At 73.8% G+C, this 24,057-nt stretch carries 14 protein-coding genes; 3 read left to right on the top strand and 11 right to left on the bottom strand.

Features of this window, described 5'->3' with window-relative positions:
• Positions 1 to 69: 69 nt before the first annotated feature.
• The gene (locus O7606_RS09270; protein ID WP_281598647.1) at positions 70 to 1,581 is read right to left on the bottom strand and encodes a multicopper oxidase domain-containing protein; all 1,512 of its coding nucleotides are present in this window, start codon (positions 1,579 to 1,581) and stop codon (positions 70 to 72) included.
• A gap of 375 nt (positions 1,582 to 1,956) precedes the next feature.
• On the opposite strand from O7606_RS09270, the gene O7606_RS09265 reads away from it, so the two are divergent.
• The 3 genes from O7606_RS09265 (at position 1,957) to O7606_RS09255 (ending at position 6,951) form a co-directional block, all read left to right on the top strand.
• On the top strand, positions 1,957 to 4,194 hold the full coding sequence (locus O7606_RS09265; protein ID WP_281598646.1) for an MMPL family transporter: 2,238 nt from the start codon (positions 1,957 to 1,959) through the stop codon (positions 4,192 to 4,194).
• A gap of 288 nt (positions 4,195 to 4,482) precedes the next feature.
• Complete coding sequence (locus O7606_RS09260) at positions 4,483 to 4,806, top strand: transposase (protein ID WP_281598645.1); 324 nt, start codon at positions 4,483 to 4,485, stop codon at positions 4,804 to 4,806.
• A 1,314-nt stretch (positions 4,807 to 6,120) separates the two neighbouring features.
• Entirely contained in the window at positions 6,121 to 6,951 is an 831-nt protein-coding gene (locus tag O7606_RS09255; RefSeq protein ID WP_281599575.1) for an AfsR/SARP family transcriptional regulator, read from the top strand.
• A 628-nt stretch (positions 6,952 to 7,579) separates the two neighbouring features.
• Here O7606_RS09255 and O7606_RS09250 read toward each other — a convergent pair.
• The 10 genes from O7606_RS09250 to O7606_RS09205 all read right to left on the bottom strand — a co-directional run bounded on the left by O7606_RS09250 (position 7,580) and on the right by O7606_RS09205 (position 24,055).
• The gene (locus O7606_RS09250; RefSeq protein ID WP_281598644.1) at positions 7,580 to 16,927 is read right to left on the bottom strand and encodes a type I polyketide synthase; all 9,348 of its coding nucleotides are present in this window, start codon (positions 16,925 to 16,927) and stop codon (positions 7,580 to 7,582) included.
• A gap of 179 nt (positions 16,928 to 17,106) precedes the next feature.
• Positions 17,107 to 18,741: an FAD-dependent monooxygenase gene (locus O7606_RS09245; RefSeq protein ID WP_281598643.1), complete on the bottom strand. Its 1,635-nt coding sequence runs from the start codon at positions 18,739 to 18,741 to the stop codon at positions 17,107 to 17,109.
• Between the two features lie 161 nt (positions 18,742 to 18,902).
• On the bottom strand, positions 18,903 to 19,118 hold the full coding sequence (locus tag O7606_RS09240; protein WP_281598642.1) for a DUF5957 family protein: 216 nt from the start codon (positions 19,116 to 19,118) through the stop codon (positions 18,903 to 18,905).
• A gap of 80 nt (positions 19,119 to 19,198) precedes the next feature.
• Positions 19,199 to 19,441, bottom strand: coding sequence for a DUF5988 family protein (locus O7606_RS09235; protein ID WP_281598641.1), 243 nt, complete (start codon positions 19,439 to 19,441; stop codon positions 19,199 to 19,201).
• 13 nt (positions 19,442 to 19,454) lie between these two features.
• Complete coding sequence (locus tag O7606_RS09230; protein WP_281598640.1) at positions 19,455 to 20,978, bottom strand: oligopeptide:H+ symporter; 1,524 nt, start codon at positions 20,976 to 20,978, stop codon at positions 19,455 to 19,457.
• 8 nt (positions 20,979 to 20,986) lie between these two features.
• Complete coding sequence (locus tag O7606_RS09225) at positions 20,987 to 22,063, bottom strand: ketoacyl-ACP synthase III family protein (protein WP_281598639.1); 1,077 nt, start codon at positions 22,061 to 22,063, stop codon at positions 20,987 to 20,989.
• Between the two features lie 110 nt (positions 22,064 to 22,173).
• Positions 22,174 to 22,491 carry an antibiotic biosynthesis monooxygenase family protein gene (locus O7606_RS09220; protein ID WP_281598638.1) on the bottom strand — a complete coding sequence of 106 codons (318 nt, stop codon included), beginning with the start codon at positions 22,489 to 22,491 and terminating at the stop codon, positions 22,174 to 22,176.
• Positions 22,488 to 22,817: an antibiotic biosynthesis monooxygenase gene (locus O7606_RS09215; protein WP_281598637.1), complete on the bottom strand. Its 330-nt coding sequence runs from the start codon at positions 22,815 to 22,817 to the stop codon at positions 22,488 to 22,490. Before O7606_RS09215 ends, O7606_RS09220 begins: the two co-directional genes overlap by 4 nt.
• A 3-nt stretch (positions 22,818 to 22,820) precedes the next feature.
• Positions 22,821 to 23,570, bottom strand: a complete 750-nt coding sequence (locus tag O7606_RS09210; RefSeq protein ID WP_281598636.1) for an SDR family NAD(P)-dependent oxidoreductase — start codon at positions 23,568 to 23,570, stop codon at positions 22,821 to 22,823.
• Between the two features lie 26 nt (positions 23,571 to 23,596).
• A complete protein-coding gene (locus O7606_RS09205; RefSeq protein ID WP_281599574.1) occupies positions 23,597 to 24,055 on the bottom strand; it encodes an SRPBCC family protein in 459 nt (152 codons plus the stop codon).
• Between the last annotated feature and the right edge of the window lie 2 nt (positions 24,056 to 24,057).

Here is a 24,057-nt window from a genome sequence, read left to right as displayed (position 1 = left end):
CGTGGGGCGCGGGGGACCCGGCCGGGCCCCCCGCGCCCGGTGGGATCAGTCGTGGTGGTGTCCGCCGCCCTAGCCGCCGTGCTCGTGGCCGCCACCCGGCGTGCCGGCCCGCTGGCCCGGCTCGACCACCACGAACTGCCCCATCATCCCCTCGTCCTCGTGGAACAGGATGTGGCAGTGGTACATGTACGGCGTGTTCGGGTCGGCGTGGTCGGCGAACCGGGCGATGATCCGGAACGTCCGGTTCGGGTACAGGTAGAGGGTGTCCTTCCAGCCGCTCAGGTGCGGCGGTGGCTGCCGGCCGTCGACGTCGAGCACCTGGAACTGCACGTCGTGGATGTGGAAGTTGTGCTGGAGCGCCTCCTGGCTGCGTACCTCCCAGACCTCGGTGGTGCCCTTGGTGACGGTGGCGTCGATCCGGTCCATGTCCATCGCGTCGCCGTTGATCCGGGTGCCGGCGAAGGTGAGCCGGCGGGTCTCCGCCGCGCCCCCGGGGTCCAGCCGGGGGGTGTCGACAAGCGTGGCCGGCAGCTCCGGACGCTCCTCCAGCCGGTCGGCGGCCCGCAGTTGGAGGACGTCGAAGGTGTCCTCGCCGCCGTTGAAGCGCTCCTGCCAGGCGTCCGCGCCCATGTCCGGCGGGAAGCTGCGCAGCACCGGCCGCTCACCGGGGCGCACGTCGACCACGATCTCGGCCCGCTCGCCGGGCGACAGCATCACCCGGGTCATCCGGTGCGGCCGGTCGAGCAGGCCGCCGTCCGTGCCGACCAGGGCGAATTCGCGGTCGTCGGCGAAACCGAAGTCGAAGACCCGGGAGTTGGACGCGTTGAGCACCCGCAGCCGCACCCGCTCGCTCGTCACGTCCAGGTAGGGGGCGGTGGCGCCGTTGACGACGATGGTGTCGCCGAGCACGCCGACCCCGCTGAACATCGGCGCTCCCTCGTTGAGGTTGCCGTCGCCGTTGAAGCGCTTGTCCTGCACGATCACCGGGACGTCGTCCACCCCGTACCGGTGGGGCAGCGCGGGCGCCGAGGTGGCCGGGTCGTCGACCAGGAACATCCCGGCCAGACCCCGGTAGACGTGCGCGGCGGTCTCCCCGTGCGGGTGCGGGTGGTACCAGAGCGTGCTGGCCGGCTGGTCCAGTTTCCAGGTGGGTGACCAGGTCGCGCCGGCGGCGACCATCTGGTGTGGACCACCGTCCATCCGGGCCGGCAGGCGCATGCCGTGCCAGTGCACCGTGGTCTGCTCGTCGAGTCCGTTGCGGAAGTTCACCAGCACCTGCTCGCCCCGGGTGGCCCGCAGCGTCGGGCCGAGGTACGCGCCGTTGAAGCCCCAGGTGTCGGCGGCGCGGTCGCCGAAGTCGTGGCGTCCGGCCTGCGCCCGCAGGTCGAAGACCCGCCGCCCCTGGGCGTCGACGGTGGACGGGGCCAGCGGGGGCACCGGCAGCGCGCGTACGAAGTCGATCTTGCCGGCGGTGGAGACGGTCGTCGAGTTGAACATCCAGGCCACGCCCGCCACGCCGGCCGCGCAGAGCAGCACGACGACGACGGTGGCGACGATCAGCACTCGCCGGAGCGGGCGCATGGGCAATCACCTCTGGGTAGGGGAGGGGTGGGTACACCAGTAGCCTGGCTCCCTATCCGGTGGTCGTCCACCCGTCCCGGACAACCCCAGGGAAAACGCAGGGTTCTCCCTGACGTACGTGGGTCCGCGCCGGCCGGCAGGTCGGGGACGGCCGGCGGGCGGCTGGTGATCCCGCAGCTCGTCGGGTTTCCGGCAACCCTGACGTCGGCCGATGCCTGGGACAGGATTCGCCGGGGCCGGGGCGCTGACATGGCCACGACACGGTCGTGCCGCGACCCGAGATGTAGGCCGGCTACGGATCGGGCTGTTAAGGTGGCGTATCTACAAGTAGGCAACCTATCTATCTGAGTGTCGATTCTCCGGAGGTCGATCGCCATGGCCGAGTCATCCGCCACAGCGCCGCCCACGCGGCGATCCAGTGTCTTCGAACGACTGGGTGGCTGGTCCTACCGGCGACGCTGGCTCGCCGTCGTGCTCTGGGTGCTCGTGCTGGCCGGGGTCACGGTCGCCGCCCAGGCCGTCGGCACCGACTACCGCAACGACTTCCGGCTGCCGGGCACCGACTCCCAGGCGTCGCTGGACCTGCTGGAGGAGCGGGCGCCGGTCCAGTCCGGCGAGTCGCTCCAGGTCGTCTTCGAGCGGCCGGCCGGGCTGCGTGACCCGGGCGTCCAGAGCCGGATCGAGACGATGCTCGGCGAGGTCGGGAAGCTGCCGCACGTCGCCGGGGTGCAGAGTCCGTACGAGGGCTTCGGCATCTCCGAGCAGGGCACCATCGGGTACGCCACGGTCGCGTTGGACGGTCAGTCCGCCGACGTGCCGGCCGACGACGTCCGTCGCATCATCGACGTCGCCACCGAGGCCGAGGGCGAGGGCCTGCGGGTCGAGTTGGGCGGCGCGCCGGTCCGGGCGGTCCAGGAGGGCGGCGGAGGCGGCGCCGAGTTCGCCGGCATGATCGCCGCCCTGGTCATCATGGTGATCCTGTTCGGCTCGATCGTGGCCGCCAGCCTGCCCCTGGTCATCGCCATCTTCGCGGTCGGCTCCGCGATCGGCCTGATCGGTCTGGCCTCGCACGTCGCCACCATCGCCGACTTCACCGCGCCGCTGATGATGCTGGTCGGGTTGGGCGTCGGCATCGACTACGCGTTGCTGATCTTCTCCCGGTACCGCTCCGAGCTGCTGCGGGGCGTGGAACGCCGGCAGGCCGCCGTCAACGCGCAGGACACCGCCGGCCGGACGGTCTTCTTCGCCGGCTGCACCGTCATCCTGGCCCTGATGGGCCTGGTCGTGCTGGGTCTCGGCTCGTTGCAGGGGGTCGCGCTCGCGGTGGCGATGACCGTCGCGGTCACCATGCTCGCCTCGCTCACCCTGCTGCCCGCGCTGCTGTCCCTGGTCGGCGGCCGGATCGAGAAGGGCGTGCAGAAGCGGCTGGCCAAGGGCAAGGGCGTCGAGGGCGCGGTGTGGCGACGCTGGGTGACCTGGGTGCAGCGGCACCGGTGGCTCAACGCGCTGGTGCCGTTGGCGGTCCTGGTCGCCCTGGCGCTCCCGGTGATCAACATGAACCTGGGCTTCGCCGACGCCGGCAACGACCCCGAGTCCACCCACAGCCGCCAGGCCTACGACCTGCTGGCCGAGGGCTTCGGTCCGGGTTTCAACGGGCCGCTGATCGTGCTCTCCGACGGCAGCCCGCAGGACGCGGCCCGGGCCCAGACCGCCATCGCCGCGACCGAGGGCGTCGCGACCGCGGTGCCGCCGAACACCATCGGCGAGAACCTCTCCCTGATCATCGTGCTGCCGGAGTCCAAGCCGCAGGACCAGGAGACCATGGAACTGGTCGACCGGCTGCGGGAGAACGTGCTGCCGCCGGTGGCCCAGGAGACCGGAGCGCGGTACCTGATCGGGGGCAGCACCGCCGCCACGGTGGACTTCTCCGAGGCGGTGGCCGCCAAGATGCCGATCTTCGTGCTGGTCGTGGTCGGCCTGTCGATCCTGTTGCTGATCCTGGTCTTCCGTTCGCTACTCATCCCGCTCTTCGCCTCGGTGCTCAACGTGCTCAGCGTGGGCGTGGCGCTGGGTGTCATGACCCTGGTGTTCCAGGACGGTCGGCTCGGCGTCGAGCCCGGCCCGATCGAGGCGTACGTGCCGGTGATGATCTTCGCGGTGGCCTTCGGGCTCTCCATGGACTACCAGGTCTTCCTGCTCTCCCGGATGCACGAGGAGTGGGAGCGCAGCAAGGACCCGACCGAGGCGGTCCGGGAGGGCATCGCGACGACCGGGAAGGTGGTCACCGCCGCCGGCGCCATCATGGTGGTGGTCTTCGCGGCCTTCATGCTGAGCCCCACCCGGATGCTCGCCCAGTTCGGCCTCGGCCTGGCGGTGGCGATCCTGGCCGACGCCCTGCTCATCGGCTGCCTCATCCTGCCCGCCCTGATGCAGGTCTTCGGCCGCCGGGCGTGGTGGCTGCCCCGCTTCCTGGCGCGGGCCCTGCCCCGGGTCGCCCTCGAGCACGGTGGCGGCGTCGACCGGCCCGCGTCGGCGCCGGAGACCGGGGCGGCCGGCGGGTCCACGCCGGACGGGCAGGCCGCCGAACAGGCCGCGCCGTCCGCGCGGGCCTGACCACGACGGTCGGCGCCGGCCCCGCGCGACGGGGTCGGCAGCCGGTCCGGCCGGTCCGGAGCGCGACACGCGCCGGACCGGCCGGACCGTGGCCGGTGGGGGCCACGACCGGAGGAAGACCCGCCGGAACGGGCCCGACCGCGCTCGGCCGTGCCGGGGCGTCAGCGCGGTCGCGCGAGTCGTCGGCGTCTCCGGTCGTCCCGGGCGGGTCGGCGGGGTCCGCGCACGGTGGCGGCGGGCGGGCCCCGGCAGCTTCAGCCGCAGTAGGCACGAAAGGGAGGAACGCTGGTGGCACCGCCCAAGAAGTATCCGGACGAGTTGCGGATCCGCGCGGTGCAGCGGTGGCGGGAGTCCGATCCGCGGCCACCGATCGTCCAGCTCGCCCGGGATCTCGACGTGCATCCCGAGGCGCTGCGTACCTGGATCCGGCAGGACGAGATCGAGCGTGGCGAGCGACCGGACCCGCGTGCCGAGCGACTGACCGAGACCGAGGCCGACGAGCTGCAACGGCTCCGGGCCGAGAACGCCGAGCTGCGTCGGGTCAACGAGATCCTCACCGCGGCGAGCGCGTTCTTCGCGTCGCAACTGGATCAGCAGCGGCGGCCCCTGTGACGGCCGTCGCCCGTCGTCCGGGCCCGCCGGGCCGGCCGGCGACCTACCCGGGGTCCGCTGTCCTTCCGTTCGACTACGTCGACGGGAATGGCTGTAAGGATGGCCAGAAAAAGCCATTCATGGACGACCGGTATTCGTTGCCTGGCGTCGCCTTGGACCGGATGAGGTCTTTCCGGTCGGATGATCCGGACCACTGTCGGTGCGCTCCGCCTGGGCAGGGCCGACGCTGTCGTCTGCCGACGGATGGCCGCCTACGGGTGGGGGAGCGGGCTCGACGCGACCGCCCGGACGCGCAGCGGAGACCCCCGGCGGCTGTCGTCACGGGTGGTCGCCCCGGAATGATGGCCGATGCGTGATTTGAGCCGCCTGGACCCGTTGTGAGCAGGTGATCCGTTCTGTTGGGGACGGTTTGACGGGCGCCCGGCGCCCGGGCCGGGCACCCGGTCGAACCGGCGGGAGGGGTGGCGTCGACGGCCCCGTGCCGCCCGTCGGACAACTTTCTTTCGGGATCTGCTGCGCGCCCGGCATCGACCGCCAGAGCCGAACACTACCGATCGTATACGCCCAGGATCGGACCGTGCTGCCGTGGACAGCGCGTCGCGCGTCCCGCCGAGGGGGCCGGTGGCCGTCCGCGCAACTCTCGGCGTGCCCTCATGATCAGCGCAAACGCATCCGCGTTCCGGGATTTGCGGAGGATCCGCCGCCCGGCCTGCGAGGCATTAGGGGTTGTTGCGACCTCACTCCGTGCGCGCAATTTCATCACAAGCTGTGAAGTCCCGCCAACAATGCATGGCCGCCTCGAACCCGGCTCGAAAGCCTCTTGGATTCTGCGCCTGCTTGTGCGGCAACCTGCAATGGGGCATAGTGATGAACAGAGGCATGCATCGATTAGTGGATCAGTGAGACAGGTGTTGCCGCACCTGGAAACAGTTGATTCGGCAATCGATGATTGAGTCAATGGTTGACTGTCACGGCTGGGGGGCTGCTTGGTGTCACCTTGAGGTGTTTCCATGTCTCACTGGGTAACGATGGCAAGACGCGGCAGCTGGGGGGCGCCCCGTCGCTGCGAAGTCCACTGTGCGTATCGGCACATACGGCTACGTTGAGTAGCTTTTGTTTCACGTGGAGTGCGGCGCGGGTTCCGGTCAGGATGGCCACGAATTGTCGGTCAACTGATTGGCGACCGTATCCGAAAATCATTCGGATATCGGCGTGACAACACGTGAATCGGGTGTCCAGGGCGTAGCGAAGGATGTGACAGCATTGCAGATCAACGTACTCGGTCCTTTATCGGTTCATGTCGGCCAGTTGGATATGACCCCAACGGCGCCTAAACCGCGTCGGGTGCTCGCGCTTCTTGCGATTTGCGCCAACCGGGTCGTCCGCAACGAACAGATCATCGAGGAGCTGTGGGAGAACAGCCCGCCCACCAGCGTCACCACCACCCTGCAGACGTACGTCTACCAGCTACGCAAGCACCTGCAACGGGCGCTCAACCCGCAGTCGGGAGGGACCGGTCCGGGCGACGTCTCGGCATCGGAGCTGCGGACGTTCGCCGGCGGGTACATGCTCTCGCTCGCCCCGGAAGCGCTCGACTCGCTGCGATTCGAGCAACTCGTGGCGCAGGGGCGCGCGGCGCTGGAGTCCGGACGTACCGAGGCGGCGGCCCGGATCCTCCGGGAGGCGTTGACCCTCTGGCGCGGCCCCGCGCTGGTGGACGTCACTCCCGGGCCGATCCTCCAGGTCGAGGTGTTGCGCCTGGAGGAGATGAGCAAGAGCGCGCTGGAGCTGCGCATCGAGGCGGACCTGCTGCTCGGTCGGCACCACGAGCTGCTCAGCGAGCTGGTGGGCCTCTCCGCGCGGCAACCCACGCATGAGGGCTTCCAGGCCAAGCTGATGCTCGCGCTCTACCGGGCCGGGCGACGGTCCGAGGCGCTCGGCGTCTACCAGGGCGCACGCAAGGCGCTGGTGGCCGAGTTGGGCGTGGATCCCTCCGGCGATCTCCAACGTCTGCACCGGGCGATCCTCGAAGGCGATCCGGGCCTCAGCGAGGCGGGGCAGTCGACGGTCGGGCCGGAGGCGCTGGCGATGGCCGTCCCACAGCAGCGTCGACTGGAGTACCGGCAGGTGGGCGCGGCACAGTAAGGAGATCGACGACCGTCCCTTGGGGTCGGTCGACTGAGCCCGGTTGATGGGGGGTGCGGACCCTCGGGGGGCCGGAGGTCGACATCTCGACCGCCGGGACCGGGCCAGAGAACACGTCGGGCCGTCCGGGTGACCGGTCGACGCGCATGCGTGGACCCGAACCACCGGACGACCTCGCCACGTCGACGCGGTGTCGCGTCGGGTGGCGGACAGCGCCGTGACCCACCCCGGTGGGGCGGCGAGGACGAGCACTGTCGGCGACGAACTGGTCGCCGGGCGTCGGATCGGTGGACGGACCCACCGACGGCGTCTGACGGTTGACCGGACCGGCGGCGTACCTCCCCGCCGGGACGGAACCGGCCGGCTACGGATGGGGTGACCCACCGGACGCCGGCCTTTCTGCTGCCCGGTCTTTCTGCTGCCCCGCCGGTCTTTCTGCTGTTCGGCGGTCTTTCTGCTGTCGGGTGGATCGGAAGGGCGGCGCGGCCCGTCGCCGCCACCGGCTGGTGGTGGCTTCGACGGGCCGCGGGGTGGGCGGTGGCCCGGCTGCCCGCTGACTCAGGGCTGCCCGCTGGCCCGGCTGCCCGGTGCCTCCGGGTTGCTCCGTGACTCAGGGTTGCTCCGTGACTCAGGGTTGCTCCGTGGCCAGGACGCGGCCGAGGAGGACCTCCGCCAGCTCACCCACCCGGGGATGGTCGAAGACCACCGTGGCGGGCAGCCGCAGGCCGGTGGCGGTCCGCAGCCGGTTGCGCAACTCCACCGAGGCCAGCGAGTCGAACCCGAGGTCCCGGAAGGTCTGCCCGTGGTCGATCCCGTCGGCCCGGCCCAGCACCGCGGCGACCTCGGTGCTGAGCAGGCCGACCAGGGCGTCGTGCCGGCGCTCCCGCGGCAGCCGGGCGAGCTGGTCGGCCCACGAGGCCGAGGAGGTCGCGGCGGCGGGCCCGGTCACCCGTCCGGTGACCCGCCGGCCGGGCGGTGGGACGAGGTCCCGCAACATCCCCGGTACGGCGTCCCGCTCGGCCAGGCCACGCAGCGCGCCCCGGTCCAGCCGTACCGGGACCAGGTGCGCCTGGTCGCGTTCCAACGCCAGGTCGAACAGCGCCAGCCCCTCCTCGTCGGACAGCCCGGCGATCCCGGTCCGGCTCATCCGGGCCAGGTCGGCCTCGGCGAGGTGGCCGGTCATCCCGCTCGCCTCCGCCCACAGCCCCCAGGCCAGTGAGACGGCGGCCCGCCCGGCGGAGCGGCGCAGGTGGGCCAGCCCGTCGAGGAACGCGTTCGCGGCGGCGTAGTTGCCCTGACCGGGCAGGCCGAGCGTGCCGGCGACCGACGAGAACAGCACGAAGGCGTCCAGCGGCCGGTCGCGGGTCAGCTCGTGCAGGTGCCAGGCGCCGTCCACCTTGGGACGCAGCACCCGTTCCACCTGGTCCCCGGTGAGCGCCTCGACGGTGGCGTCGTCGAGCAGGCCGGCGGTGTGCACCACAGCGGTGAGCGGACGGTCCGCCGGCACCGCGTCGAGCACCCGGGCCAGCGCGTCCCGGTCGGCGACGTCGCAGGCGGCGACGGTCACCTCCGCGCCCAGGTCGGCCAGCTCCCGTTCCAGCTCGACCACCCCGTCGGCGTCGCGACCGCGCCGGCCGGTGAGCAGCAGACGACGTACGGCGTGCCGGGTGACCAGGTGCCGGGCCAGCAACCGCCCGAGCGTGCCGGTGCCGCCGGTGATCAGGACGGTGCCCGCCGGGTCGATACCACCGCGCAGGGCCAGCACGATCTTGCCGACGTGCCGGGCCTGCTGGAGGTGACGGAAGGCGGCCGGCGCCCGGTCGACCGGCCAGGTCGTGACCGGGACGGGGGTCAGCGCGCCGCAGTCGAAGAGGTCCACCAGCGCGGCGAGCATCGCGGCGATCCGGTCCGGGTCCACGGTCAGCAGGTCGAAGAACCGGTACGTCACGCCGGGGTGCGCGGCGGCCACCCGGTCCGCGGCGCGGATGTCGGTCTTGCCCATCTCGACGAACCGGCCGCCCCGGGGCAGCAGCCGCAGCGACGCGTCGGTGAACTCGCCGGCCAGCGAGTTGAGCACCACGTCCATGCCCTCGCCCCGGGTGGCGTCGGCGAACCACGGCTCGAAGTCGAGAGTGCGGGAGCTCGCGATGTGGGTGTCGGCGAAACCCGCCTCGACCAGGGTGTCCCACTTGGCCGGGCTGGCCGTGGCGAAGACCTCCGCGCCCAGGTGCCGGGCGACCTGCACGGCCGCCATGCCGACCCCGCCGGTCGCGGCGTGCACCAGCACCCGCTCCCCGGCGCGCAGACCGGCCAGCTCGACCAGCCCGTACCAGGCGGTGAGGAAGACCGTCGGCACGCTGGCGGCGAGCGCGTACGTCCAGCCGGCCGGCATCCGGGTGAGCAGCCGGCGGTCGGCGACGGCGACCGGCCCGAACGCCCCCGCCGGGAACAGCCCGGTCACCCGGTCGCCGGGGGCCAGGTCGGTCACGTCCGCGCCGACCTCGACCACGACGCCGGCCGCCTCGCAGCCCATCGTCGCCGCGCCCGGGTACATGTCGAGGGCGATCAGCACGTCCCGGAAGTTGAGGCCGGCGGCGTGCACCGCGACCCGGACCTCCCCGCCGGCCAACGGGCGGCCCGCGTCGTCGGACCCGGCCAGGGTCAGGTTGTCGATCGTGCCGCGCGGCTCGGCGACCAGCCGCCAGTCCGGCGTCTCCGGCCGGACCAGGGTCTGTTCCGCGCCGACCCGGGCCAGCGCGGGCGTGCGGAAGGTGTCGCCCCGCACGGCGACCTGCGCCGCGCCGGTGGCGACCGCGGCGGGCACCCGCAGGTGGGACGGGGTGTCCAGGTCGACCAGGACGAACCGGCCGGGATGCTCGGTCTGCGCGGCGCGCAGCAGGCCCCACACGGCGGCCGTCGCCGGATCGCGGACCGGCTCGTTCGGGTCGGCCGCGACCGACCGGAACGTGGTCAGCGCCAGGCGGGCGCCGTCCAGCCGGTCGCTGGCCAGCCACCGCTGGACGAGGTCCAGGGCGGCGGCGACCGCCGAGTGGGTCGCCGGCACCAGCTCCGGCTCGGGCGCGACGACGGTCGCCACCACCACGTCCGGCGTCCGGGCGCCGCCGTCCAGGGCGGCCAGCAGCGCGGCCAGGTCCGGGTAGCCGGTGGCGCCGACCGCGTCCAGGTCGCTGTCACCGAGCACCGCCAGCCGGGTGGTCCCGGCGGCGGCCTGCGGTGGCGCCGCCACCTCGGACCAGACCAGCTCCAGCAGCGACTCACGGTACGCGGCGGCGAGCTGCCCGACGGCCGCCGGCCGCAGGGTCAGCGACTCCACCTCGGCCACCGGGGCGCCGGATTCGTCGGTCAGGGTCAACGCGGCGCTGCGCGCGCCGGTACGCCGTAGGTGCGCCCGCAGCGCGGTCGCCCCGACCGCGTGCACCCGCACGCCGCTCCACGCGAACGGCAGGGCCACCCCGGCGGCGGTGTCGCCGTCGAGCAGGCTGAGCACCAGCGGGTGCAGCGCGGCGTCCAGCAGGGCCGGGTGCAGGTGGAAACCGGTGACCGCCCGGTCGTCGGGCAGCCCCGCGCCGGTCGGCGCCCCGTCGGGCAGGCGTATCTCGGCCCAGATGTCGTCGCCGCGCCGCCAGGCCCGCCGCAGGCCCCGGAACGTCGGTCCGTACCGGTATCCGGCGTCGGCCAACCGGGCGTACGCGTCGGTCAGGTCCCACTCGGCGGCGTGCGCCGGCGGCCACACGCTGGTCGCGGTCGGGTCGGTGTCGGCGGTCGGGTCGGTGTCGGCCTCGACGAGGACACCCGTGGCGTGCCGCGCCCAGCTCCGGTCCGGGCCGTCGGCGGTCGGCCCGGACGCGACGACGCGGGAGTGGACGGTCAGCGCGCGTCGGCGCGGGGCGTCCCCGGCCTGGACGCTGACCTGGATCTCCACGCCGCCGGTCGCCGGCAGCGTCAGGGGCGTCTCCAGCACCAGGTCGTCCACCACGTCGCAGCCGGCCCGGTCGGCCGCGTACGCGGCCAGGTCGACCAGGGCCGCGCCGGGCAGCAGCACGGCGTCGCGTACCGCGTGGTCGGCCAGCCAGGGATGCGACCGCCGGGACAGCCGGCCGGAGAGCAGCACCCCCGCGTCGCCGGCCAGGTCGATCTCGGTTTCCAGGAAACGGTGGCCGGGGCCCGTCGGGGCCGGGCCGCCGGACGGCGTGGCCAGCCAGTGCCGCCGGCGTTGGAACGGGTACGTGGGCAGGTCCACCGGACGCGGCGGCGGCTGCGTCGGGTCGGCGGCCAACCGGGGACGGTGTGCGGTGTGCACGTGCGCGTGGGCCAGGGACAGCAGCAGCCGGGCCGGGCCGCCCTCGCCCCGGCGCAGCGTCCCGGTGGTGGTGCCGACGACGTCGATCGCGTCCAGGGTGTCCTGCACGCCGATGGTGAGCACCGGGTGCGGACTGGTCTCCACGAAGTGGACGTGCCCGGCGACGGCCAGCGCCCGTACCGTCTCCGCGAAACGGACCGTGTTGCGCAGGTTCTGGAACCAGTAATCGGCATCCAAGGACCTGGTGTCGAGCAGGCCGCCGGTGCAGGTGGACCAGAACGGGATCCGGGCCGGGCGGGGCCGGATCTCACCGAGCAGCTCGGCCACCCGGTCCCGGATCGGCGTCACGAACGGCGTGTGCGAGGCGTAGTCGACGTCGATCCGGCGGGCGTTGACCTCCTGTGCCTGGAACCGGGCGACCAGGTCGTCCAGCGCGGTCGGGTCCCCGGCCACCACCGTGGAGTGCGGACCGTTGACGGCGGCGAGGTGGATCCGCCCGTCCCACCGGCCCAGGTCGATCCGTTCCGCCGGCAACGGTACGGAGACCATGCCGCCGGTGCCGGCCAGCGCGGTGATCGCCTGGGAGCGGCGGGCCACGATCCGCGCCGAGTCGTCCAGGCTGAGCGCCCCGGCCACGTACGCGGCGGCGATCTCGCCCTGGCTGTGGCCGACCACCGCGTCCGGCTCCACGCCGTGCGCCCGCCAGGTCTCGGCCAACGAGATCATCATGGCCCAGAGCACCGGCTGGACGACGTCGACCCGGTCCAGCGGCGGGGCGTCGGGGAGGCCGCGCAGCACGTCGAGCAGGTCCCAGTCGGTGTACGGGGCGAGCGCCGCCGCGCAGCGGCCCAGGTGCTCGGTGAACACCGGGTGCCGGTCGAGCAGCCCCAACGCCATGCCCGCCCACTGGGAGCCCTGCCCGGGGAAGACGAAGACGGTCCGACCCTCGACCGGTGTTCCGGCGACCAGGTTCGGGGCGGGCCGCCCCTCGGTCAGGGCGGTGAGCGCCACCCGGGTCTCGTCCGGTCCGGCTGCCACCACGACGGCCCGGTGGTCGAGGCGGGCCCGGCCGGTGGCCAGGGTGTGCGCCACCGCGACCGGGTCCAGCCCGGGGTGTTCGGCCAGGTGGCGGGTGAGGCCGGCGGCCTGGTCGCGCAGGGCGGCCGGGGTACGGGCCGACAACGGGTACGCCGCCACCGTCGCGCCGCCGCCGCCCGGCACGGCCCCGGCGTCGGCCGGTCCCGCCGCTGCGGCGTCGGTCGGTTCCGTCGTTCCGGCGTCGGCCGGTCCCGCCGCCGGCTCGGGCGGGGCCTCCTCGAGGATGACGTGGGCGTTGGTGCCGCTGATGCCGAACGAGGAGACCGCCGCCCGCCGTGGCCGGTCCCCGCGCGGCCAGGCCACCGGGGCGGTGAGCAGGCTGACCGCCCCGGACGACCAGTCCACGTGCGGGGACGGCTCGGCCGCGTGCAGGGTGGGCGGCAGCAGCTCGTGCCGGAGCGCCCCGACCATCTTGATCACGCCGCCCACGCCGGCCGCCGCCTGGCTGTGCCCGATGTTGGACTTCAACGAGCCCAGCCACACCGGCCGGTCCGCCGGCCGGGCCCGGCCGTACGTGGCCAGCAGCGCGCCCGCCTCGATCGGGTCACCGAGCCGGGTGCCGGTGCCGTGCGCCTCGACCGCGTCGACGTCGGCGGGGGAGAGGCCGGCGTCGGCGAGGGCGTCCCGGATGAGCCGCTCCTGGGCGAGCCCGTTGGGGGCGGTGAGCCCGTTGCTGGCCCCGTCGGAGTTGATCGCGCTGCCCCGGATCACGGCGAGCACGCGCCGCCCGTTGCGGCGGGCGTCGGAGAGCCGTTCGAGCAGCAGCACGCCCGCGCCCTCGGCCCAGCCGGTGCCGTCCGCGCCGGCCCCGAACGCCTTGCACCGGCCGTCCGGGGCGAGCCCGCGCTGCCGGCTGAACTCGACGAAGATGCCCGGTGAGGCCATCACGCACGCCCCACCGGCCACCGCCATCGTCGCCTCGCCCCGGCGCAGCGACTGCACCGCGAGGTGGATCGCCACCAGCGACGACGAGCAGGCGGTGTCCACGGTGAACGTCGGCCCCTCGAACCCGAAGACGTACGAGACCCGACCGGAGGCGACACTCGTCGCGCCTCCGGTCAGCCGGTACCCGTCCGAGCCGGCCGAGGTCTCGTACAGTCGGGGCCCGTACTCCTGGGGCATCACGCCCATGAACACGCCGGTGCGGCTGCCGCGCAGCGTGCCCGGGTCGATCCCGGCGCGTTCGAACGCCTCCCAGGTGGTCTCCAGCAGGAGCCGCTGCTGCGGGTCCATCGCGGCGGCCTCGCGCGGGGCGATGCCGAAGAACTCCTCGTCGAACTCGTCGGCCCGGGGCAGGAAGCCGCCGTGCCGGGCGTACGAGCGGCCGGGCACGCCGGGCTCGGGGTCGAAGAGCCCGTCCAGGTCCCAGCCCCGGTTGGCGGGGAAGTCCCCGACCGCGTCGACGCCCTGCGCGACCAGCCGCCACAGGTCCTCCGCCGAGCGGACGTCACCGGGGTACCGGCAGCCGACCGCCACCACCGCGATCGGCTCGTCGGTGGCCCGCCCGCCGGCGGGGGCCGGCGTCGGGGCGGACTCCGCCGCGCCGACCAGCTCGTCACGCAGGTGCCGGGCCAGGGCGGCCGGCGTGGGGTGGTTGAACAGCAGCCCGGACGCCAGCCGCAGCCCGGTGGCGGCGGCCAGCCGGTTGCGCAGCTCCAACGCGAGCGCCGAGTCGAGACCGAGGTCCTTGAAGGACACGTCGGCCCCGACCACGGTGTCGGTGGCGTGGCCCAGCACCGCCGCGGCGTTGCGGCGTACCAGGTCGAGGGTCAGCCGGGACCGGTCCTCGGCGGACAGCCGGGCGAGCCGGTCGGCCAGCGGCCCCTGGGCCAGGGCGGGCGTGCGCGCCGGGTCCGGAGCGGGCCGCGCCGGGCCGTGCGGGGCGGGCGCCGTCGGCGTCGGCAGCGTGCCCAGCCAGTGCGGCTCCCGTTGGAACGCGTACGTGGGCAGGTCGACCAGCGGGCCCGGGGCCGGCGTCGGCCCGGCGCCCAGCGTCGGGGCCTGCGCGGTACGGGTGTGCACGGCGGCCAGCGACAGCAGCAGCCGCCCGGGGCCGCCGTCGTCCCGTTTGAGGGTGCCGGTGACGGTGCCGTCGACGTCGGCCGCCGCCAGGGTGTCCTGGATCCCGGCGGCGAGCACCGGATGGGGGCTGGGCTCGACGAAGTGGGTGTGCCCGGCGGCGATCAACCCCCGGACGGTCTCCTCCAGCCGGACGGGCTGCCGCAGGTTGCGGTACCAGTAGTCGCCGGTCAGGTCGGTGCCGTCGACCGGCCCGGCGGTGACGGTCGACCAGAACGGGACCCGTCCGGCCCTCGGGCGCACCGGGCCGATCGTCGCGTCCCAGCCGGCGCGCAGCGGCTCCACGTACGGGCTGTGCGAGGCGTAGCTGATCGGCAGCAGCCGGGCGTTGACCTCGCGCGCCTGGCAGCTCTCGACGAGCTCGGCCAGCGCGTCCAGGTCACCGGAGACGACCGACGAGTTCGGGCCGTTGCGGACGCTGACGTGCAGCCGCCCCGCCCACCGGGTCAGGTCGAGCTGGTCGGGGCCGAGCGGTACGGAGACCATGCCGCCGGCCCCCTCGATGCGGCTGATCGCCTGGGCCCGGCGGGCCACCAGCCGCGCCGACTCCTCCAGGGTGAGGATGCCGGCCACGTGCGCGGCGGCGATCTCGCCCTGACTGTGGCCGATCACCGCGTCCGGCTCGACGCCGTGCGCCCGCCAGGTCTCCGCGAGCGAGACGATCATCGCCCAGAGCGCCGGCTGGACCACCTCGACCCGGTCCAGGGGGGCCGCGTCCGTCCCGTCGCGCAGCACCTCCAACAGGTCCCAGTCGACGTACGGGGCGAGCGCCGCGGCACAGCGGCGCAGCGTGGCGGTGAAGACGGGGTGCCGGTCGAGCAGCCCCCGGGCCATGCCGGCCCACTGGGAGCCCTGGCCGGGGAAGACGAAGACCACCCGGCCCGGGGTGAGCGCGCCGGTGACCACCCGGGCGTCGGGCTCGCCGCCGGCCAGCGCGGTCAGCGCCGCGCGGGCCTGCGGGACGTCCTCGGCGACCACCACGGCCCGGTGGTCGAAGCGGGTCCGGGCGGTGGCCAGGGTGCGCGCCACCGCCGTCGGCGCTAGGTCCGGGTGGTCGGCGAGGTGCCGGGCCAGCCGGGCCGCCTGGTCGCGCAGGGCCGCCGGGGTGCGGGCCGACAGCGGCCAACCGGTCGGCTCCGGGGCCGGCTCGGGCCCGGACCCGTGCCGGCCGGTGGGGGCCGCGCCGAGCACCAGGTGGCAGTTCGTGCCGCCGATGCCGAACGACGACACCCCGGCCCGCAGGGGAACGTCCGGCCGCGGCCAGTCGCCGGTCTCCTGCGGCACCCGCAGCCGCCACCGGTCCATCGGGATGGCCGGGTTGGGCGTCGTGAAGTGGAGACTGGCCGGCAGCCGCCGGTGGGTGAGGGCGAGCACCGTCTTGAGCAGCCCGGTGATGCCGGCCGCCCCCTCCAGGTGGCCGACGTTCGTCTTGGCCGAGCCGACCAGCAGCGGCGCGTCGACCGGACGGCCCGCGCCGAACACCGCGCCCAGCGCGCCCGCCTCGATCGGGTCGCCGACCGGGGTGCCGGTGCCGTGCAGTTCGACGTACTGCACGTCGTGCGGGTCGACGCCGGCGTCGGCGTACGCCAGCCGCAGCACCTCCTCCTGGGCGGCCCGGCTGGGCACGGTGAGACCGTCGGCGACCCCGTCGTTGTTGACCGCCCCGCCGAGGATCACCGCGTGCACCCGGTCGCCGTCGGCCAACGCCCGGGACAGCGGCTTGAGCAGCACGGCCGCGCCGCCCTCGCCGCGTACGTAGCCGTTGGCGCGGGCGTCGAAGGTGTGGCAGCGGCCGTCGGGGGAGAGCGCGCCGAGCCGGGCCATCCCGGTGGTGCTCTCCGGCGCCAGGATCAGGTTCACCCCGGCGGCGAGGGCCAGGCTGGACTCGCCCCGGCGCAGGCTCTCCACGGCCAGGTGCACCGACACCAGCGACGACGACTGCCCGGTGTCGACGGTCAGGCTCGGCCCGGTGAGCCCGAAGTGGTGCGAGACCCGGTTGGCGAGGATGCTGCGGTGCAGGCCGGTGACGGTGTGCGGGGAGACCGCGTCCGGCCCGCCCCGGTAGGAGAGGGTGGCGTAGTCGTCCCAGATCGCGCCGACGAAGACCCCGGCGCGGGCGCCGCGGACCGTGGCCGGCAGGATCCGGGCGTCCTCCAGGACCTCCCAGCTCAGCTCCAGCATCAACCGCTGCTGCGGGTCCATGGCGGCGGCCTCCCGCGGGCTGATGCCGAAGAACGCCGCGTCGAAGTCGCCCACCCGGTCCAGGTAGCCGGCCCGGGTCGCCGTCCCCGCCGGGGGACCGCCGTCCCGCCAGCGGTCCGCGGGCGGCTCGCCGACCGCGTCGCCGCCGGCGCGCAGCAGCTCCCAGAAGGCGTCCGGGGTGGGCGCCTGCGGCAGCCGGCAGGCGACGCCGACGATCGCTACGGGTTCGGTCCGCCCCACGGGCGACCCGTCCACGGTGGTCTGCGGTTGACTCACGGTTTCCCTCCCGGGCACGTGACGGTCGACGGCGCGTCGGGCTGTCCTGCGGGCGACGCCGCGCACGGCGTCCCGCCGACGCGGGTCAGGCATGGGAAGGGACCCCTGCGGCGCGCGCGGCGTCGACAGGGGACCCTTCCCCGGGCGTTCAGGGCTGTCAGATTCGGCGGCGCGCGCGGTCAGGGCTGGCGGTGCAGGAGCGCGGCGAGCACCCGCTCGACGGCGCTCTCGGTGGCCTCCGCGCCGGCCGGCGCGCGCCAGCAGACGAAACCGTCCGGCCGGACCAGCACCACGCCGTCCGGCGCGACGCCGTACGTCTGCGCCCAGGGCCGGTCCTCCTCGACCAGGTCCGCGCCGATCCGGTGCACGTCCAGCTCCACGCCGAGCCGCTTGGCGGCGGCCGTCGCGGCGGCCCGCCACGGCTCCGCCGCCGGCCCGAGCAGCAGCACCGGCCGCTGGTCGAACAGGTCGAGGGTGGAGATCCGCCGCCCGTCGAGGCGCAGCCAGACGTGCGGCGCGCGGGTGCCGGGCCGTCCGTCGAGGTCCCGTGGCTCGACCAGCGGGGCGGCGGGCGCCCCGCCGGGGCCGGGCGGGCCGGCGGGGACGCCGTCGCCCGGCTCGGCCACGATCGCCGCCGAGTCGTACGCGTACCCGAAGGTGACCGTCAGGGTCTCCCGGAGGGCGGCGTGCTGGTCCGGGGTGGCGAACCCGCCCCGGACGGCCAGCCGCAGCCCGGCCTGGGTCAGCACGGTCACCGCCACCGGGTGCCGTTCGGTGTGGTAGGTGGACAGCAGCGCGGGGGAGGCGAGGCCGGTCAGCACGGCGTGCAGCTTCCAGGCCAGGTTGTGCGCGTCGTGGATGCCGGTGTTCGCGCCGTACCCGCCGACCGGCGGCACCACGTGCGCGGCGTCGCCGACCAGGAAGACCCGCCCGTCGGTGAACCGTTCGGCTACCAGCGCGCCCATCTCCCACGGCATGACGCTGCGCAGCTCCACCGCCAGGTCGGGCACGCCCACCGCGGCCCGGACCAGCTCGACGCAGCGTTCGTCGGTGAAGTCCTCCGGCCGTTCCCCGCGTTCCGGGTGGTAGGTCAGGATCAGGGTGCCCTGGCCCAGCGAGTCGTCGTGCCCGAAGGTCCCCTCCACCTGCGGGTTCTCCACCTGGCAGATGGCGAACCGGCGGCCGGCGAGCGGGCCGGTCAGGTCCGCCCGGAACAGGATGCTCATCTGGTGGCGGACCACGCCCCGGCCGTGCCGCCGGATGCCCAGCCGCTCGCGGACCGGGCTGTCCGTGCCGTCGGCGGCGACCAGGTAGCGGGCCCGGACGGTCCGCCGGACGCCGGTCTTGCGGTCGGCGACGGTGGCGGTGACGCCCTCGTCGTCCTGGACGAGGTCGACCAGCTCCACCCCGAAGCGGACGTCGCCGCCGAGCTCCCGGGCCCGGCGCAGGACCAGCGGCTCGATCCGGTCCTGCGGCAGCGAGACCACCCGCCCGATCGGGCTGATGTCGCTGACGTCCTCCTCGTCGGGGATGCGGGACAGGTGGAACTCCCGTCCGGTCAGCGACTCCAGCTTGCCGAGCAGGACGTGGCCGGTGAAGCCGGCGCTCTCCGCGTCGATCGCGTCGGCCAGCCCCACCGAGCGGTACAGCTCCAGGGTGCGCGGGTACCAGCCCCAGGCCCGGGGGTGGATCGCGGTGCCCGGGTGGCGTTCGACGAGGATGGACCCGACGCCGTGCGCGGACAGGAACAGGGAGGTGGACAGGCCCACCACCCCGCCCCCGACGACCAGTACCTGCGTTGTCTCGTCGTACACGAGTGACTCCTCTGCGGATCGTGGCCGGCCCAGCGTGGCAGTGCCGCTTGGAGGACCGCTCGAAGCGCGCTTGGAGATCATCGCCGGTGGTGGCCCGGACGACGCCGCGCCCCGCCACCGGGTGGTGGCGGGGCGCGGCGTCGGCTCGGGCGCGGGGTCGGTCAGCTCCGGGGCGGGGCGCCCCGCCGCTGGCGCGACCGGTCGATCAGGACCGCGACGACCGCGCCCACCACGGCGAGGACCAGCGGCAGGAAGCGGAAGCCGCTCGGCCCGTCGTCGGAGGCCAGGAGCCCGATCACGCCGATGATCTGGTCGATCACGATTCCGGTGAAGAAGCCCGCGACGAGGCCGATCAACACCGCCACCAGGGTCCGCATGGCGTCTCTCCCATCGTCGTCGTGTGTGCTTACCTATAGCGATACTACCTATCGGGGCCGGGATCGGCTCGGCGAGGCGGTCACTCGGCCACGTAGGTGCGGTGCGACCAGGTGAACACCCGCAGCGTACGGCCGTCGGTCTCGACGAGCTGGCCCGGCTCGGCGTGGAAGTGGTCGTAGCAGTTGCCGCTGCGGACCTTCAGCGTGGTCTGCGTCGCGTCGGTGCGGCACAACCGCTCCGCGAGTCGGCCCGCCCGGCCCGGCCCGCCTCGCAGGACGGTGTTCGGGGCGTCGGCGCGCAGCACGGTGTCGGCGTCGTCCATGGTGGCGCTCCGTTCAGCTCAGGGATTTCACGCCCTCGACCGGCGACGGCGTCGTCGGCGCGGCCGGTGCGGGCTCGTCGGCGAGGCGTCGGGTCAGCGAGCGGGCGCCGAACGCCAGCGCCGCCGCCACGGCCAGCCCGATGCCGCCGAGGACCAGGTAGAAGGTGGACTCGGAGACCGCCGCGGTGATGCCGGCGAGCTGGCCGCCGGTGGCCGCGCCGACCGCCGCGAAGAGCCAGAACAGCCCGATCATCTGGCTGGAGAAGCCGGGCGGGGCGACCTGGGCGGCGAGGCTGAGCCCGACCGGCGCGACCACCAGCTCGCCACAGACGATGATCAGGTAGACCGTGAGCAGCCACATCGGCGACACCGGGGCGCTCTCGGCGAGCGCCGCCGCCACCGCCATGACCACGAAGGAGACACCGCCGAGGAGCATGCCCGCGACGAACTTCGGCGGGACGGCCACCCGGGAGCCCAGCCGCACCCACAGGGCGGCGAAGCCCGGCGCGAGCAGCAGCAGGAACAGCGGCTGGGCGGACTGGAACCAGCTCGCCGGCACCTCGAAGCCGAACACGTTCCGGTCCACCGAGTCCTTGGCGAAGATGTTCATCAGGGCCGGCCCCTGGGCGTAGAGCATCCAGAAGAACGACGAGGCGATCAGCATCCACAGGAACGCCCGCAGCCGCACCCGGTAGGGCTGGATCTCCGGCCGGCGGTTGAGCCGGACCCAGTAGACGACCGGCACGCCGAGCACCATCAGACCGAGGACCATCAGCACCTGCTGGAGGCCGATCACGCCGCTGGCCACCCCGAGCGCCGCGAGCAGCGCCGGGACCCCGCCGAACACCGCCGAGCGCCGCCACACCCGGGCCCGCACCTCCGGCGGCGCGGGGTTGGCCGGCCGCGCGCCGACGTCACCGAGGCCGCGCATCCCGACCACGTACTGGATCAGGCCGACCACCATGCCGAACGCGGCGATCCCGAAGCCCAGGTGCCAGTTGATCCGCTCGGCGGCGAAACCGGTGACCAGCGGGGCGAGCAACGCGCTCACCTGCACGCTCATGTAGAACAGCGAGAACGCCGCCTCCCGGCGTTCGGGCTGCCCCTGGTACATGTCGCCGACCATCGCCGCCATGCTCGGCTTGACCAGGCCGGTGCCGACGATGATGCAGCCCAGCCCGAGGTAGAGGGTCGGCTCGGCCGGCACGGACAGGAAGATGTGGCCGGCGGTGATGAAGATCCCGCCCCACAGGGTGGCCCGGCGGGCGCCGAGGACCCGGTCGGCCAGCCAACCGCCCGGCAGCGCGGCCATGAACACCAGGGACATGTACATCCCGAACAGCGCGGCGGCGTCCACCTCGGACATCCCCAGCCCGCCGTCGGCCGGGTCGGCGACCAGGAACAACGCCAGGATGGCGAGCATGCCGTAGAAGCTGAACCGCTCCCACATGTCGACGACGAAGAGGGTGCCGAACCAGCGGGGCTGACCGAGGAAGGTCTTTCCGCCGGGCGGGACAGGGGCTGCTGTGGAGGTCATCGGTCGTCTCATCCTCTTCTGACGGGCCGCGGGAGCGCGGTCGGGCGGGTCGGCCGGGCGGTGGTGGGCGGCCGGCGGAGCATCTCGACCACGGCGCACGACCAGGTGAACCCCGCGCCCACGCCGGCCAGCAGGACCCGCTGGCCGGGTTGCAGCACGCCGGAGTCGGCGAGCTGACCCAGGCCGGCGATCTGGTCACCGGCGCCGAGGTGCCCGACCTGGCGTCCCCAGGACCAGGTGGTGCGGTCCGGGTCGATGGCGAACTTCTGGAAGAAGTGGGCGTTGAGCCGGCCCCGGCCGAGGTTCGGCAGGACGAACCAGTCGACGTCGTCGAGTTTCGTCCCGGCGTCGGCCAGCGCCCGCTCGATCGCCTCGGACTGACCCCGGTCGATCCGGTCGAGGATGCCGTCCAATCCGCTGGCCCGGACGAAGTCCTGCCGCAACGTCTCCACGTCGACGGTGGCCCGGACGCTGGCCGGGGCCGGGCCGAACCCGTCCACCCCGCGCTGCATCTGCTCCAGGCCGGCGTCGGCGACGGTGACGATGCTGCGCAGCCGGGCGAACCCGGGACGGCGGGACACCACCACCGCCGTACCGGCGTCGCCGAAGACCGTGCCCGGGTCGCTGCGCCAGCGGTCGAAGGCCGGGGCGCAGAAGCGGTCCCCGGTGGTGACCAGGGCGCTGGTGCGCTCCGGGTCGGCGAGCAGGTACCCGACCGCCAGGTCCAGCGCGCAGAGCCCGCCGTTGGACATCTGCCGCACCTCGATCGCCGGGCAGGAGTTGCCGACCGCCTCCCGCTGCACGAACGAGGCCGGCGCCCACATGTCGTGCCCCTGGTACCAGGTGTCGGCGTGCAGGATCAGGTCGATCTCCGCCGGGGCGGCGCCGGCCTGCCGGACCGCGGTACGCGCGGCGTGCGCGGCCATCTCGGGGCCGGACTCGTCCTCGCTCACGCAGACCGACCGCACCTCGGTGCGCCAGACCTGCCGGCGTTCGCAGTGCCCGGCCCGTTCGGCCTCCTCCAGCGTCATGACCGGGGGCAGCCGGCGGCCGGTGCCGACCACGTAGAGGCTCTCCACCCTCATGCCGACCCTCCCAACATCGTCGCTGCCCATCGCTGGGCTGTGTCCATGGCGGCCCGACGCCTCGGGGCGCGGGCGGGTCGGTGGCCGGAAGCGCCCTTCCGGCCACCGCTTCAGAACGCCGCCGTCACCTCGAAGACCTCGAAGAAGTTCGGCAGCTCCCGGTCCTGGTACTGCCGCAGGGGCGAGGTGGAGGGGCGGTGCTGCACGCCCTCCTCCCAGACCCGGAACGCCGCCAGGCTCTCCCACTCGCTGAGCACCACCATCCGGCGCGGGTCGGTGGTGGAGCGCAGCAACTCGTTGCCGATCAGTCCGGGCGTGCCGTCCAGGTGCCGGCTGATCTCGTCGTACGCCTTGGCGACCGCCTCGACGTCGTCGGCCGGCGCGCGGTGCCAGACCATCACCCGGGCCCGCCCCGCCGGCGCGGTCACTGCGGCACCCGGGCGGCGGCGCCCCGGAACGCGTAGACCACGTTCATCGTCCACATCGCCCCGCCGTGCCGGTACGGGTGCAGCTTCTTGCGGTGCTCCACGTGCCCGTCGCTGTGCTCGAACTCCCGGAACCGCGGCTCGTCCACCCAGTCGCTGATCACGTAGTAGGTGTGGTCCTTCTCGGAGTCCTTCAGCAGCCACTGGCCGAGGTTCGCCGGGTGCTCGGTGATCACGTTGCCGATGGAGTGCCAGGTCTGCTCGAACCCGTCCTCCATGCCGGGGTTGATGTCGAACCGCAGCATCACCCGGAAAGCGGTGTCGGTCATGTCTCAGATACCTCCGTCGACGGGGATCTGCGCGCCGGTGACGTACCGGGCGCGGTCGCTGGCGAGGAAGAGCACCACCTCGGCCACCTCGTCCGGGTGCCCGAGCCGGCCGAGCGAGGTGAGCTGGGCGTACCGGGCCTCCATGGCGGCCCGCTGCTCCGCGGTGAGGCGGGCCATCTCCTCGGTGGCGATGACGCCCGGCTCGACCAGGTTGACCCGGACGCCCCGACGGCCCAGCTCCTTGGCCAGCGAGCGGGTCAGCCCCACCAGGCCGGCCTTGGCGGCGGTGTAGTGGGCCCGCATCGGGATGCCCACCTTCGCCACCCGGGAGCCGATGTTGACCACCGACGCGCCCGCGCCGAGCAGCGGCAGCGCCTGCTGGACGACCAGGAACGTGCCGGTGAGGTTGGTGTCGACCACGGCGTGCCAGTCGTCCAGGGTCAGGTCGTCGTAGGCGACGTGGCTGATCACGCCGGCGTTGTTGACCACCACGTCCAGCCCGCCCAGGCGGCGCTTCACCTCGGCCAGCAGGTGGTCGATCTGCTCCGGGTCGCCGACGTCGGCGCGGACCAGGTGGTGCTGCCCCGGGGTCTCCTTCAGCTCCCGGGCCAGGCTCTCCACGGCCTCGCCCTCGGAGCGGTAGCAGGTCACCACGTTCGCGCCGGCCCGGGCCAGGCTCAGCACGATGGCCCGGCCGATCCCACGGGTGCCGCCGGTGACCAGGGCGTTCTTGCCGGCAAGTAGCTGTTCCATCAGTCCTCCTAGGGGGTGGCGTCGGCTCAGGCGCGGGCGAGCGCGGCCTTCTCGATCCGCTCCTTGATCGCCGCCAACTGGACGGCCGAGTTCCTGAGCAGGTGGGCGGCCATCGCCTCGTCGTCGAAGGGCAACTCGTCGCGGACGTGGAACTCCTGCTCCCAGCGCATCTCGACGCCGCCGTCGACCTCCCGGTACGCCCAGAAGATGTTCATGAACTCGAACGGGCCGGTCTCGATCCGGCGCGCCCGCACGGTGCGGGTGGCCGGGTCGGAGGTCCGCTCGGAGACCCACGTGTTGACCTTGCCCTGCTCGTCGGGGTGCATGGTCAGCCGGAACCGGATGGTGTCCCCGTCCCGCTCCAGCACCTCCGCCGAGGCGTACTCGGTGAACAGGTCCGGCCAGTTCGGCACGTCGTTGGTCATCGCCCAGACCAGGTCCATCGGGGCGTCGATGACCACGCCGCACTCGGTCTTCTTCGCCATCG

This window comes from Micromonospora sp. WMMD882, assembly GCF_027497255.1.
In the GTDB taxonomy this organism is placed as follows: Bacteria; Actinomycetota; Actinomycetes; order Mycobacteriales; family Micromonosporaceae; genus Micromonospora.
Note: the sequence above shows the minus strand (reverse complement) of the source record. Positions and strands in the feature narration are given on the sequence as shown.

Coding starts and splice junctions, on each gene's coding strand:
- O7606_RS09270 (WP_281598647.1), bottom strand. CDS start 1,581: ATGCGCCCGCTCCGGCGAGTGCTGATCGTCGCCACCGTCGTCGTCGTG.
- O7606_RS09265 (WP_281598646.1), top strand. CDS start 1,957: ATGGCCGAGTCATCCGCCACAGCGCCGCCCACGCGGCGATCCAGTGTC.
- O7606_RS09255 (WP_281599575.1), top strand. CDS start 6,121: ATGACCCCAACGGCGCCTAAACCGCGTCGGGTGCTCGCGCTTCTTGCG.
- O7606_RS09240 (WP_281598642.1), bottom strand. CDS start 19,118: ATGCGGACCCTGGTGGCGGTGTTGATCGGCCTCGTCGCGGGCTTCTTC.
- O7606_RS09235 (WP_281598641.1), bottom strand. CDS start 19,441: ATGGACGACGCCGACACCGTGCTGCGCGCCGACGCCCCGAACACCGTC.
- O7606_RS09230 (WP_281598640.1), bottom strand. CDS start 20,978: ATGACCTCCACAGCAGCCCCTGTCCCGCCCGGCGGAAAGACCTTCCTC.
- O7606_RS09225 (WP_281598639.1), bottom strand. CDS start 22,063: ATGAGGGTGGAGAGCCTCTACGTGGTCGGCACCGGCCGCCGGCTGCCC.
- O7606_RS09215 (WP_281598637.1), bottom strand. CDS start 22,817: ATGACCGACACCGCTTTCCGGGTGATGCTGCGGTTCGACATCAACCCC.
- O7606_RS09210 (WP_281598636.1), bottom strand. CDS start 23,570: ATGGAACAGCTACTTGCCGGCAAGAACGCCCTGGTCACCGGCGGCACC.
- O7606_RS09205 (WP_281599574.1), bottom strand. CDS start 24,055: ATGGCGAAGAAGACCGAGTGCGGCGTGGTCATCGACGCCCCGATGGAC.